The 13,069-nt window shown below is 73.5% G+C and carries 11 protein-coding genes; 7 read left to right on the top strand and 4 right to left on the bottom strand.

Features of this window, described 5'->3' with window-relative positions:
- Positions 1-97 precede the first annotated feature (97 nt).
- The gene (locus IG05_RS0140280) at positions 98-1,261 is read right to left on the bottom strand and encodes a PP2C family protein-serine/threonine phosphatase (RefSeq protein WP_051790827.1); all 1,164 of its coding nucleotides are present in this window, start codon (positions 1,259-1,261) and stop codon (positions 98-100) included.
- Positions 1,262-1,443: 182 nt separating this feature from the next.
- On the opposite strand from IG05_RS0140280, the gene IG05_RS0140275 reads away from it, so the two are divergent.
- The gene (locus IG05_RS0140275; RefSeq protein WP_030349075.1) at positions 1,444-1,965 is read left to right on the top strand and encodes a hypothetical protein; all 522 of its coding nucleotides are present in this window, start codon (positions 1,444-1,446) and stop codon (positions 1,963-1,965) included.
- A 226-nt stretch (positions 1,966-2,191) separates the two neighbouring features.
- Complete coding sequence (locus IG05_RS0140270; RefSeq protein WP_037815770.1) at positions 2,192-3,115, top strand: hypothetical protein; 924 nt, start codon at positions 2,192-2,194, stop codon at positions 3,113-3,115.
- Here IG05_RS0140270 and IG05_RS0140265 read toward each other — a convergent pair.
- Positions 3,015-4,361 carry a PLP-dependent aminotransferase family protein gene (locus tag IG05_RS0140265; RefSeq protein WP_030349073.1) on the bottom strand — a complete coding sequence of 449 codons (1,347 nt, stop codon included), beginning with the start codon at positions 4,359-4,361 and terminating at the stop codon, positions 3,015-3,017. The two genes, IG05_RS0140270 and IG05_RS0140265, sit on opposite strands and share 101 nt — an antisense overlap.
- 87 nt (positions 4,362-4,448) lie before the next feature.
- On the opposite strand from IG05_RS0140265, the gene IG05_RS0140260 reads away from it, so the two are divergent.
- The 4 genes from IG05_RS0140260 to metG all read left to right on the top strand — a co-directional run bounded on the left by IG05_RS0140260 (position 4,449) and on the right by metG (position 10,711).
- Complete coding sequence (locus IG05_RS0140260) at positions 4,449-5,231, top strand: alpha/beta fold hydrolase (protein ID WP_030349072.1); 783 nt, start codon at positions 4,449-4,451, stop codon at positions 5,229-5,231.
- 76 nt (positions 5,232-5,307) lie between these two features.
- Positions 5,308-7,248: an FUSC family protein gene (locus tag IG05_RS0140255; RefSeq protein ID WP_030349071.1), complete on the top strand. Its 1,941-nt coding sequence runs from the start codon at positions 5,308-5,310 to the stop codon at positions 7,246-7,248.
- Positions 7,249-7,337: 89 nt separating this feature from the next.
- Complete coding sequence (locus IG05_RS0140250) at positions 7,338-8,879, top strand: VWA domain-containing protein (RefSeq protein ID WP_030349070.1); 1,542 nt, start codon at positions 7,338-7,340, stop codon at positions 8,877-8,879.
- A gap of 116 nt (positions 8,880-8,995) precedes the next feature.
- Positions 8,996-10,711, top strand: coding sequence for a methionine--tRNA ligase (gene metG / locus IG05_RS0140245; protein ID WP_030349069.1), 1,716 nt, complete (start codon positions 8,996-8,998; stop codon positions 10,709-10,711).
- A gap of 87 nt (positions 10,712-10,798) precedes the next feature.
- Here metG and IG05_RS0140240 read toward each other — a convergent pair whose 3' ends face one another.
- Both IG05_RS0140240 and IG05_RS0140235 read right to left on the bottom strand, forming a co-directional pair.
- On the bottom strand, positions 10,799-11,011 hold the full coding sequence (locus tag IG05_RS0140240; protein WP_030349068.1) for a DUF397 domain-containing protein: 213 nt from the start codon (positions 11,009-11,011) through the stop codon (positions 10,799-10,801).
- Positions 11,008-11,883, bottom strand: a complete 876-nt coding sequence (locus IG05_RS0140235; RefSeq protein ID WP_030349067.1) for a helix-turn-helix domain-containing protein — start codon at positions 11,881-11,883, stop codon at positions 11,008-11,010. Before IG05_RS0140235 ends, IG05_RS0140240 begins: the two co-directional genes overlap by 4 nt.
- 446 nt (positions 11,884-12,329) lie before the next feature.
- On the opposite strand from IG05_RS0140235, the gene IG05_RS0140230 reads away from it, so the two are divergent.
- On the top strand, positions 12,330-13,069 hold a 740-nt coding region (locus IG05_RS0140230; protein ID WP_030349066.1), incomplete at its 3' end, for a DNA-binding protein.

The raw sequence follows: 13,069 nt of genomic DNA, 5'->3' as shown, positions 1-13,069 counted from the left end.
GGCCCACTCCCGGCGCACCACGCACCGCCCACCCCCTCTCACCTCACCGCCGGCACACGCCCCGCCCCGGCGCGCGCCGCGCGTCCCGCGCCCCTTCTCACCCCGGCCCGCCCGCGGCACCCTGCTCCTGCCCGGCCCCCGCCGGCCCCTCCGCGGCCCTCCGTACCGCGAAGATCGTCGTGTCGTCCTCCAGGCAGCCCCCGCTGTGCCGGAGCACCCCGTCGCGGACCCGGCGGACCAGGCGGCGCGGGTCCGTGCGGGCTGGGTCGGCCCGGACGGCGCGGGCGACCTCGTCGGCGAGGGGGAAGAACGTCCCGGGGCCGTCGCGGGCCTCGGTCACGCCGTCGGTGACGAAGAGCAGCGTCTCGTCGGCGGCCACCGGCACCCGGTGCACCGGCGGCAGGCCGCCCGCGAGGTCGGTGAGACCGATCGGCAGCCCGTCGCCGCAGGGCAGCTCGCGCACCCCGCGCGGGCCGACGGCGAGCGGCGGCTCGTGGCCGAAGTTGACCACGTCGATCACGCCGGGGGCGCCCTCGGGGAAGGCGATGAGAACGGCCGTGGCGAAGCGGTCGCCGTCGCTCCGCCCGAGCGCCGCGCGGTGCGAGCGGTGCCGCAGCATCCGGGTCTCCAGGCGTTCGGCGACGGTCGTGAGGTCCTTCTCGTGGTAGCCGGCCTCCCGGAACGTGCCGAGCAGCGCGGCGGCGGCCTCCACCGCGCCGAGCCCCTTGCCCTGCACGTCGCCGACGAGCACCCGGGTGCCGTGCGGGCCGGGCTGGATGTCGTAGAAGTCCCCGCCGACCCGGGCGTCGACGTCGGCGGCCAGGTACACCCCGGCGTGTTCCAGGCCGGCCCACCCGGGCGGCAGCGGGCGCAGCACTGTGCGCCGGGTGGTCTCGGCGATGTCCTGGATGTGCACGAGCTGCCGTTCCTGCCGCACCCGCACGGCGGCGACCAGCGTGGCGAGGGCCCCGCCGAGGGCGACCAGGACGAAGTCGCCGAACCCGGCCTGGTACTCGGCGGGCCAGGCGCTGTCCACGGCGACGTACGTGACCAGCGAGGCCACGCTGTAGGCGGCCGTCGTCCACACCCCGCACATCGCGGCGGCGGTACCCGGGACCAGGACGATCCAGGTGATGATCCGGAAGTGCTCGCCGGTGTTGAAGTCCAGCAGGATGACGGCGGCGAGCAGCAGCAGGGGCGGCAGCCACCCGATGCTCCGCCCCCGGATCACCAGTAGCGGCCGGCGCCGGCCGTACTCCATCTCCGTCACGGCGGGCAGCCCTTCCTGTCCTGACTTCCTTCAGCGAAACACGGGGGAGAGCCGCACGCATCCGGGCACCCGTCACCCTCCTGGCCGAGTTGCCGGGCCGGGTTCCCCGGTGTGCCCTGGAGACGTGCCCCGACGCGGGGCGGATCCGGGGGCGAGGAGTGAGGAGTGCTCTCATGGCTCAAGCGGCACCCGTGCCCGGCGGAACGTCCCGGCCCGGCCGTACGCCCGAGATGGAGCGCCGGCGGTCCGACGTGATCGCGCGCCCGCCCGACGTCCTCGACGCGCGGACCCACGCGCTCGGCCGGGTGGCCGTCCCGGTCGTCCTGGGGCTGGTCTACGGCTACTGGGTCGCGGCCAACAACCGGGACGGCGGTCCCGTCACCGGCTGGAACTGGCTGCTCGGCCTCGTCAGCGCGCTGGTGTTCGCGGTGGTGTGCGCGGCCCTGCTGACACTGGGCCCGCGGTTGCGGCGGGAGGTGCACGCGCTGTCGTGGTCGGCGTTCGTCGGCTGCGCGTACGGCTTCCTCTACAGCCAGACCGGCAGCTTCTTCTCCACCCAGGGCTCCGGCCAGGGCCCGCACGACGACCTGGTGCGCTCGGTGCTGATGTCCCTGCTGTGGGCGGCGATCACCTTCATCGTGTTCTTCTTCCGCTACTACGTCCGCGAGGACGCCTACGGCCGCCGCGTCCGCTGAGCGGGGCCCAACGGGGTGTGCGCGTGGGCCCCGGCCGCTCGGCCGGGGCCCACGCGCTCCCCTGTTCTTCCCCTGTCCCTCCGGCCCGCGTCACCAGGGGTGCACACCGGCCTCTTCATCCTCCACAGCACCAGGAAACACCCGTTCGGGTGAACCCTCCACCGGAGAGCCCCCGAACGCAGTCCCCCCGCTCGCGCGCCCGCTCCGGCGGCCCTTGCCTGGAAGGGTGCCCCCACGCCTCAGGAGCGCCCTGTCGGCCGTGCTGATCGCCCTGTCCTGCCTGTTCGTGCCGTTCGGCACGCTGGCGGCCTGGGCGGCGTACGGACTCGCCGACACGGGCCGGTACGTCACCACGATGGCGCCGCTCGCCGCCGACCCGGCCGTGCGGGAGGCCGTCGTGGACACCCTGGGCGACGGCATCCTGCGGGCGGTGGACGAGCACCTCGACATCAGCCCGGTCCGCGGCTCGGTACGCCCGTTCGTCCAGGACGCGGTCCGCTCCTTCACCCACACCCGGGCCTTCCGGCTGGCCTGGGACACCGGCAACCAGGTCACCCACGACGCCGTCCTGAACGCCCTGCGCACGGACGACGACCGCGCCGTCACCGTCGACCTGGCGCCCGTCACCGCCCAGGTCAAACGCCAGCTCACCCGTGATCACGTGCCGCTCGCCGCGCGGATCCCGGTGGAGCACACCGCGGTCGCCGTGCTCCCGGCGGACCGGCTGGCCACGCTGCGGAAGGGGTTCCACGTGCTCGAAGTCGCCGGATTCTGGCTACCGGTCGCGGCCGTCGCCCTCGCCGCCGGCGGCATCGCGCTCGCCGTGCGCCGGCGCCGGGCGGTCGCCGCCACCGCCCTGGGCACGGCCCTGGGCGGCGCCCTGCTCGTCCTCGCCCTGCACGTCGGCCGCGGCCTGACCCTGGCCGACCTGCCGGCCGGCGTCTCCCACCCGGCCGCGGGCGCCGTCTACGACGCCCTGACCGGCACCCTGCGCTCGGCCGCCTGGCTGCTGCTGGGCCTCGGCCTGGCGGTGGCCCTCACCGCCTGGCTCACCCGGTACCTGCGGCTGCCCCGTCCCGCGCGACGCCGGCGAGGGTCTGAAGCGCCCGGGCCAGCTGGGGCTCCGGGGCCGAGCCGAGCCCGAGCCTGACCGCGTCCGGGGTGCGGCCGGGGCCGACGCAGAAGGCCGTACCCGGGGTGACGGCGATGCCGTGCGCCCGCGCGGCGGCCGTGAACGTGTCCGCCCGCCACGGCGCGGGCAGCTCCCACCAGGCGAAGTAGGCGGCCGGGTCGGACCGTACGGCGAACCCGGCGAGCTTCCCGGCGACCAGCCGCTGGCGCCGCCGCGCGTCCTGCCGCTTGGCGGCGACCAGCCGGTCCACGGTGCCGTCGCCGAGCCACCGCACGGCCGCCTCCAGCGCGAAGGCGCCCGCGCTCCACCCGCCGGACCGCACGGCCCGCGCCACCGCCTCGACGCGGTCCCGCGGCACGACGGCGAAGCCGACGGTGAGGCCGGGGGCGACCCGCTTGGAGAGGCTGTCGACGAGGTGCACCAGGCCGGGCGCGAGCGCGGCGAGCGGGGGTGTGCCGCCGGGGTCCAGGAAGGCCCAGATCCGGTCCTCGACCACCGGTATCCCCAGCCTGTGGACACAGTCGGCGAGCTGCCGCAGCCGTCCGGCGCTCGTCGTCAGCGAGGTCGGGTTGTGCAGGGCGGGCTGGAGGTAGAGCGCGGACAGCGGCGCGCTCCGGTGGGCGTCGGCCACCGCCTGCGGCACGGGTCCCTCCGCGTCCGTGGCGAGCGGCACCAGGGCCAGTCCGAGACGCGCCGCGATCTCCTTGACCAGCGGATACGTCAGCGGTTCCACCCCGACCCGGCCGCCGGGCCGGACCAGGGCGGCGAGGGTGGCGGCGATCGCCTGCCGGGCGTTGCCGGTGAACACGATCCGTTCCGGGGCGGCCGGCAGCCCGCCGCGGGCGAGCAGGGCGGAGACCGCCGCCCGGGCCGCGGGGGTGCCCGCGGCGGCGGCCGGCCGCAGCGCCTCGCCGAGCGCGTCCGGGCGCAGCAGCGGGGCCAGCGCCGGGGCCAGCAGCTCCGACTGGCCGGGCACGGCGGGGTAGTTCAGCTCCAGGTTGACGAGCGGGGCACCGGCCGCCTCGGTCAGGGCGATTCCCGGCTGTCCGTCCGGCGCGGTGGCCCGCACGAACGTGCCGCGCCCCACCTCGCCCACCACCAGGCCCCGGCGCACGAGTTCGGCGTACACCCGGCCGGCCGTGGAGGGCGCGATGCCGTGCCGGCGCGCGAACGCCCGCTGCGGTGGCAGCCGTTGGCCGGGCCTGAGCCGCCCGCCGGTGATGTCGGCCGCGATCCGGTCGGCGATGCGCCGGTAGTCGTCCACAAGTCCCCCTGTTCTCCGGTGCGTTGAATTGCACCGAGGGCAAAGATTTTATTGCACCGAGCCATGGGGCGCCCTAGGGTCGTTGCCATGCCCCCCTTCCTCGCATTCGAGGACAAAGACCCCGGACCCTCCTCCCGGGTTCCCCTCGTCCTCGTCCACGGACACCCCTTCGACCGCACGATGTGGCAGCCGCAGCTCGCCGAGTTCGCCGCCGGCCGCCGGGTGATCGCCCCCGACCTGCGCGGCTACGGCGCCTCCCCGGTCACCCCCGGCACCGTCCCCCTCTCCCGCCACGCCCGCGACATCGCGGACCTCCTGGACCACCTGGGCGTGGACACCTTCGTCCTGGCCGGCCTGTCCATGGGCGGCCAGATCGTCATGGCGTGCCACGGCCTCCTCGGCGACCGGATCCGCGGCCTGGTCCTCGCCGACACCTTCCCCGCCGCCGAGACCCCCGAGGGCCGGCGGGCCCGCGCCGCCATGGCCGAGAGGCTGCTCGCCGAGGGCATGCGCGGCTACGCCGACGAGGTGCTGGAGAAGATGGTCGCCCCCTACGCCCGCCCCGAGGTCAAGGCCCACGTGCACCGCATGATGACCACCACCTCCCCCGAGGGCGCCGCCGCCGCCCTGCGCGGCCGGGCCGAACGCCCCGACTACCGCGCCCTGCTGACCCGGGTGACCGTGCCCGCCCTCGTCCTGGTCGGCGCCGACGACACCTACACCCCCGTCTCCGACGCCGAGGCGATGCACGCGGCCCTCCCCGACTCCGCCCTGCACGTCATCGAGGGCGCCGCACACCTGCCCAACCTGGAACGCCCCGAGGAGTTCAACCGGGCCCTGGCGGCCTTCCTGGCCCGGCTGGACGGCTGACCGCGGGCACACCCCCACCGGGCTCCCGCACCCCCGCGCGAGAACCGAAACCGGCCGAACAATCCATAATGGGCCCATGCCCCGAGAGTTCCCCATCGGCCTCACCCCTCCCGACTGGCTGGTCCGGAACCTCAAACCCCAGCAGGCCCCCGTCAACCGGCCCGCCGTCGCCCGCGCCGCTCTCGCCATGGCCCTCCCCCTGGCCCTCGGCCTGGCCGCCGGCCGCCCCGCCTACGGCGCCCTCGCCTCCATGGGCGCCCTGTCCGGCGTCATCGGCGACACCGCCGACGCCTACCGCATGCGCATCCTCAACATCGCCGTCCCCCAGCTCTTCGGCGCGGTCGGCGTCACCCTGGGCACGCTGGCGTACGGCCACGGCTGGTACGCGGTCGCCGCGGTCACCGGGGTCGCGCTGGTCTCCGGCATGATCTCGACGATCGGCGCGGTGGCCTCCGTCTCCGGACTGCTGCTCCTGCTGAACTGCGTGGTCGGCGCCGGCCTCCCGCTGCCCTCCCCCTGGTGGCTGGCCCCCGCCCTGATGACCGGCGGCGGCCTCCTCGTCCTCCTGCTGGCCCTGCTGACCTGGCCGCTGCGCGCGGGCGTCCCCGAACGGGCGGCGGTCGCCGCCACCTACCGCACGGTCGCCGCCCTCCTCACCACCGCCGGCACCGACCGCACCGAGGAGTACGAGGAGGCCCGCCGCGCCGTCACCCAGTCCCTGAACGAGGCGTACGACCTGATCCTCGCCCGGCGCGCCCGCCACCACGGCCGCAGCCCCGAACTCACCCGCCTGCTCGCTCAGTTGAACGCCGTCACGCCGGTGATCGAAGCGGCACCGGCGGCCCACCTGGCCGGCCGCCCGCTCCCCGCGCAGATCCCGCAGGCACTCCACCACCTGGCGACGGCCGTCGTCGCGGACGGCACCCTGCCGCCCCTGCGCCTGCCCGTCCCCACCACCGAGACCGCCCGCGCGGTGGACCACGCCCTGCGGCACGCCGCCGAGGTCGTCGCCGCGCCCGACGTCGACCCCCGCGGCATCGACGACCGCCTCGGCCGGCCCGCCGCCCTCGGCATCCGCACCGCCCGCGCCGCCCGCACCGTCGTCCTGTCCGCCAACTCCTGGCGCTACGGCGTACGCCTCGCGCTCTGCATCGGCATCGCCCAGGCCCTGGTCTCCCTGATCCCCGTCCCCCGCTCCTACTGGGTCGCCCTGACCATCACCTTCGTCCTCAAGCCCGACTTCGGCTCGGTCTTCTCCCGCGCCCTGCTGCGCGCGCTCGGCACGGTGGCCGGCCTGGTGCTCGCCGCGGTGATCCTGGCCGAGGTCCCGCTGGGCTGGTGGGACGTACCGGTCCTCTTCCTCCTGGCCCCCCTCGTCCCGGCCCTCACCCCGCGCGGCTACGGCTTCCAGACGGCCGCCATCACCCCGGTGATCCTCCTGCTCTCCGACGTCCTCAACCACCGGGGCACCGCCCTGCTGCTGCCCCGGCTGAACGACTCCCTCATCGGCTGCGCGATCGCCCTGACCGCCGGTTACCTCCTCTGGCCGGAGAGCTGGCACACCCGGGTGGGCGACCGCCTGGCCGAGGCGGTGGCCGACACCGCGGCCTACGTGGAAGCCGCGTTCCATCCCGGCACCGCGCCCGCCGCCCGGGCCCGCATGCGCCGGCGGCTCTACCGCGACCTGTCCGTCATCCGCACCGAGTTCCAGCGGGCCCTGACCGAACCGCCGCCGACCGGCCGGCGGGCCGCGGCCTGGTGGCCGCTGGTCGTCGCCGTCGAACGGATCGTGGACGCCACGACGGCGGCCCGCGTCCGCGTCCGGCACGGCGCCGCACCGCCGTCCTCCGGCGAGCTGGCCCAGGTGACCCTGCAACTGCGGGAGCTGTCCGAAGGCGTACGGAACACGGAGACGCTGACAGCGGTGCGCACCGATCTGACCGGGCCCGCGGGCAGCGTCCTCGAACCCCTCCGCCAGGAGGTCGCCGCGGCCCGCGCCCTCACATCTCCGCACTGACACGGTCCGGCCGCACAAGGCCGCTAACCTTACGTGTCCGTCCTGGCCAGGGATCGACGGGCTACAACCTCACGTGAAGGGTTGCGCACATGGGCATTCTCACTCTCCTGCGGAACGCATTCGGCCGCTCCCACAAGTCACGAGCCACCGCCCCGGAGGGTGCGACCGCCGTCCCGGACCCCCGCCAGTCCCCTTCGGAGGCCGCCGACCCCGGGGAACACGACCTGGTGACAGCGGCCTTCGACCGCATCAAGGTCCCCCACCAGCCGACCCCACCCGACCCGGAGGCCACCGAGCCCGAGGCCGAGAAGCAGCCCGAGCAGCCCGCCCCGGCCAAGCCCGAGGAGAAGGCCGAGCAGCCCGTTCCGGCCGAGCCCGAGGTCCAGGTTCAGGAGAAGACCGAAGAGCCTGCTCCGGCCGAGCCCGAAGCTGAGGCGAAGGCCGAGGAGCCCGTCCCGGTCGAGGCCGAGACTGAGGCCAAGGCCGAGACTGAGGCCAAGGCCGAGACTGAGGAGAAGGCCGAGGAGCCCGTTCCGGCCCAGCCCACGGAGCCGGCCCCGGCCGAGGCCGAGGCAAAGGTCGAGGAGAAGGCCGAGCAGCCGACCGAGACGGACCCCGAGCCGGTGACGGCGAAGGCGGCGAAGCCGGAGCTGGAGCCGGCACCGGCCACCGTGGAGGAAGCCGAGGCGGAGACCGAGGCTGACGCGGAGGCTGTCGAGGCGACGACGGTGCCGCAGGCCGCCGACGGCGAGGACACCCCACAGGCGCAACCCGCACCCGACAACGCAACCCGCACGGGTGGTGCGGGTGGGAACACGGACGCCGAAGGCGAAGCCGAGGCGGACCCGCAGGCGCCGCAGGCACCCCGTGGGAACACGGACGCCGAAGGCGAAGCCGAGGCGGCCCCGACCCCCCAGGCGCCGCAGGCACCCGCGCCGCAGGCACCCGCGCCCGCCACCCCCAAACCCGCCACCACCCTCGCCAAGGTCAAGGCTCACGCCCCCGCCCTGGCCACCGCCTACAAGGCCGCCGCGGCCACGCTGAAGAAGACCGACCTCACCGGCACCCGAGCGAAGCTCTACCTCGTGCTGGACCGCTCCGCGAGCATGCGCCCGTACTACAAGGACGGCTCCGCCCAGGCCCTCGCCGACCAGACCCTCGCCCTCGCCGCCCACCTCGACCCCGAGGCCACGGTCCACGTCGTCTTCTTCTCGACGGAGGTCGACGGCACCGCCGACCTCACCCTCACCCCCGACCACGAGACCAGGATCGACGACGTACACGCCGGCCTCGGCCGCATGGGCCGTACCAGCTACCACGCCGCCGTGGACGCCGTACTCACCCACCACCGCAAGAACACCGCCGGCACCACCCCCGCCCTGGTCGTCTTCCAGACCGACGGCGCACCGGACGCGAAGACCCCGGCCACCGAGGCCCTCACGGAGGCCGCCGAGTCCGACCCTGCCGTGTTCTTCTCCTTCGTCGCCTTCGGCGACCACGACAACAAGGCCTTCGACTACCTCCGCAAGCTGAAGACCCCGAACACGTCCTTCTTCCACGCGGGCCCCACCCCCCGCGAGCTCACGGACACCCAGCTGTACGAGGGCGTACTGGCGAACTGGCGCCCGTAACCGTCGCTGAAACCGATGCCGCCCGCTTCTCACCCCGCAGAACGGGAGCGGGCGGCATACACACGTCGGCTACGATTTCAAGGTTCGTACACGTAGCGACCTGGGAGCAGCCCGCGATGGCTCGACACCTCATCACCAGCGCCCTTCCGTACATCAACGGGATCAAGCACCTGGGCAACATGGTGGGGTCCATGCTCCCGGCGGACGTGTACTCCCGGTACCTCCGCCAGCGCGGCCACGACGTCCTGTACATCTGCGCGACGGACGAGCACGGCACCCCCGCCGAGCTGGCCGCCAAGGAGCAGGGCCTGCCGGTGGCCGAGTTCTGCGCGCAGGCGCACGACGCCCAGAAGGCGGTCTACGACGGCTTCGCGCTCGCGTTCGACTACTTCGGCCGCAGCTCCAGCCCGGAGAACCGCGAGATCACCCAGCACTTCGCCCGCAAGCTGAACGAGAACGGCTTCATCGAAGAGCGCGCGATCCGCCAGGTCTACTCGCCCACCGACGGCCGCTTCCTGCCGGACCGCTACGTGGAGGGCACCTGCCCGCACTGCGGCTACGACAAGGCCCGCGGCGACCAGTGCGAGAACTGCACCCGCGTGCTGGACCCGACCGACCTGATCAACCCGCGTTCGGCGATCTCCGGCTCCACGGACCTGGAGGTCCGCGAGACCAAGCACCTCTTCCTGCTCCAGTCCAAGCTGCAGCACGAGGTCGAGCAGTGGGTCGCCCGGCACGAGGCGGACTGGCCGCAGCTCGCCTCCTCCATCGCCCGCAAGTGGCTGAACGAGGGCCTGCACGACCGGGCGATCACCCGTGACCTGGACTGGGGCGTCCCGGTCCCGGCGGACACCTGGCCGGAGCTGGCGGCCGAGGGCAAGGTCTTCTACGTCTGGTTCGACGCCCCGATCGAGTACATCGGCGCGACGAAGGAATGGGCCGACCAGGACCCGCAGAACCGCGACTGGAAGTCCTGGTGGTACGAGGCGGACGACACCGTCCGCTACACCGAGTTCATGGCGAAGGACAACGTCCCCTTCCACACGGTGATGTTCCCGGCCACCGAGCTGGGCGTGCGCGAGCCGTGGAAGAAGGTCGACTACGTCAAGGCGTTCAACTGGCTGACGTACTACGGCGGCAAGTTCTCCACCTCGCAGAAGCGGGGCGTCTTCACCGACCAGGCGCTGGACATCCTGCCCGCCGACTACTGGCGCTACTTCCTGATCGCCAACGCCCCCGAGTCGGACGACTCGTCCTTCACCTGGGAGCACTTCACCGCCACGGTGAACAAGGACCTGGCCGACACCCTCGGCAACTTCGTCAACCGCGTGCTGTCCTTCTCCCGGAAGCGCTTCGGCGAGGAGGTCCCCGCGGGCGGCGAGCCGGGCGAGGCGGAGCGGAAGCTGGGCGAGGAGATCGCCCGCCTCCTTTCCGAGTACGAGGAGCACATGGAGGCCCTCCAGTTCCGCAAGGCCGCGGCGGCGCTGCGCGCCCTGTGGTCGGCCGGCAACTCCTACCTGGAGGAGAAGGCCCCCTGGCTGGAGATCAAGACCGACAAGGAGGGCGCGGCCCTCACCCTGCGCACGGCGATGAACCTGATCCACCTGTACGCGGTGGTCTCCGAGCCGTTCATCCCGGCGACGGCGAAGACGATGCGCGAGGCGTTCTCCCTGCCGGACGACACCGCCGCCTGGGTGACCCAGGACGAGGCGAAGGCCCTGGCCTCGGTCCCGTCCGGCACCCCGTTCACGGTCCCGCCGGTCCTCTTCGCCAAGCTCACGGACGAGGACCTGGCCACCTACAAGGACCGCTTCGGCGGCGAGCCCGCCTGACCGCCCCCACCGGCGCCCCGGTCGGTTTCGACAACCCTCACCTCGGTCTGGTCGTCCTGACCAGGTGAGGGCACGTCGGTCGCGGGGTCAGCTCCCGGACGCGTACGCCACGAAGTCAGCCCATGACTCCGGGCCGAGGGCGAGGCGGGGGCCGACGTCCCGGTACTTGGAGTCACGGACGTGGATGGTGCCGGGGGTGGTGGCGACCTCGACGCAGGAGTTGCCGTCGCCGCTGCTGCTGTAGCTGCTCTTGAACCACGCCAGCGCGGGGCCGTCACCGGAGGTGGGGTTACCGCTCATGTTTCTCCAAGCATCTGCTCGATGAACGCCCGCGACTCTCGGGGCGTGAGCGCCTGGGCCCGGATCATGCTATAGCGCAGGTCAAGGATGCGGATCTGCTTCGGATCGGTCACGGGGCGGCCATTGAACGCCCCCTCGGAGCGCCCCACCGCCGTACCCTCCGGGAACTTCAGCACCTCGATGACCCCGCCCGTACCCGAGTGTTCCTCGATGTCTGTCGGCATCACCTGGATCGAAACGTTCCGCAACTCCCCCAGCTCAAGCAAGCGTTCGAGCTGTCGACGCCACACCATTCTGCCCCCAACCGGCCGCCGGAGCGTCGACTCTTCCTGGACGAAGCTGAGCGTCGGCGCGGGTGACCGCTCGAAGATCGAGCGGCGAGCCATGCGGGCAGCCACCATGCGCTCTGTCTCCTGGTCCGAGTAGGCAGGAAGCCACGCGCCGAAGAGCGCCCGCATGTGCTCCTCGGTCTGCAACAGACCGGCGATGTTGCTGTTCTCGTACACCCCGATCTCGACCGCCCGCGCCTCCATCTGTGCCAGGTCTCGCACCTTTTTCGGATACCGGACCTTGGCCACGTCCTCCTTCATCGCCGACAGCAGCCCACCCGCCCCCAACACCTCGTCCGCCCTGTCCAGATACTCCGGCCGGGGAATCCGCTTGCCGCTCTCGATCTTGTAGACGAGATCCTCGCCGTAGCCCACGGACTTCCCGAAGTCACCGGCCCGCATCCCCACGGCCTCCCGCCGCAGCTTCAGCTGCCGCCCCACGGTGGCGACCACCGCCACGCCCCACTCGTCGTCCGGGTCCACCTCCCACCCCGGCTCGTCAGCCTCGGTCCTCAGCCGCCGAACCTCGCCGTCCACCGACATGCGCGCCCCTCCGTCGTACCGCCTCGTACCAGCCACGCCCTACCCGTACGCGACGCCTCGACAAGCCCGGACCCACCGGACACCGACCGGACAGTCACCACACGCAAGCACAGCGTCACTGAGTCACGGTAGGCGCATCCGGCCACGCCGAGTGACCTGCCCGGAGACGGCCCGCGCCGGAACGTGACCGCCCAATCGCCGGTCCGACCTGCGCTCCCTACGCACTACCCACCGGGGGGAAAGGACCCCGCCAAGCCCCACCCCTCCCTCCCGCCGGGCAAACTCACTCCCGCGAGTGAATATGCCAACTGGACTGGATTCGGGACCGGTTGCCTGCCCTACGCTCGGCGACAGCGGCACCCGAGCAACCCCAGACATGCGACGGCCCTCGCCGGGACTGGCATCCCAGTGCGAGGGCCTGACCACCGAGGAACGGACCTTCCCCGATGGACACCGAAAACCCTAGCGCGGCCACGCCCGCCCAGTCCCGGATCCCGGGCAAAAACCACCCCGACGGGCAGCCGGTCGCCGGCGTCACCCACGACCACGTCCGCCACACCGAGAACTTCACGGTGATCGGCAACGACCTGGCCCAGCACCCGGAGCTGTCCCTGCTCGCCATCGGTCTGGCCTGCTACATCCAGTCGGTGCGGCCGGGCACCGCCGTCGACATCAAGACCCTCGCCGCCCGCTTCCCCGAGGGCCCCACCCGCATCGCAGCGGCCCTGCGGGAGCTGGAGGGCCACGGCTACCTGCGCCGCACCCGCGAGCGCACCCCCACCGGCCGGATCGTCACCCGCACGGTCTCCTGCAACCGGCCCGGTCACCGCGCCGCCCGGGAGACAACCGCGCGCAGGCCCGTCCGGCGCTCGGCTCCGGACGAGCCCGCGCCACGCAAGCGCCTCCCCGCAGTCCCCCAGCCGTCGTACGGCGCGCCCGCCCTCCTCCGGACCGCCGTCGACGTCCTCGCCGGCCTGCGCCGCCACGACCCCCGCCTGCTCCTCTCGGCCACCGACGCCGAACACCTCGCCCCGGGCGTCGCCGCCTGGCTGGAACGCGACCTCACCCCCACCGCCGTGCGCCACGCCCTGACCGCGAACCTGCCGAACGAGCCCCTGACCCGCCCGGCGGCCCTCCTCGCCCACCGCCTGACCGCCCAGCTGCCACCCCCACCGCCGTTCCGGCC

Origin of the sequence: Streptomyces sp. NRRL S-1022, from assembly GCF_000720135.1 — a bacterium.
GTDB lineage: Bacteria > Actinomycetota > Actinomycetes > Streptomycetales > Streptomycetaceae > Streptomyces.
Note: the sequence above shows the minus strand (reverse complement) of the source record. Positions and strands in the feature narration are given on the sequence as shown.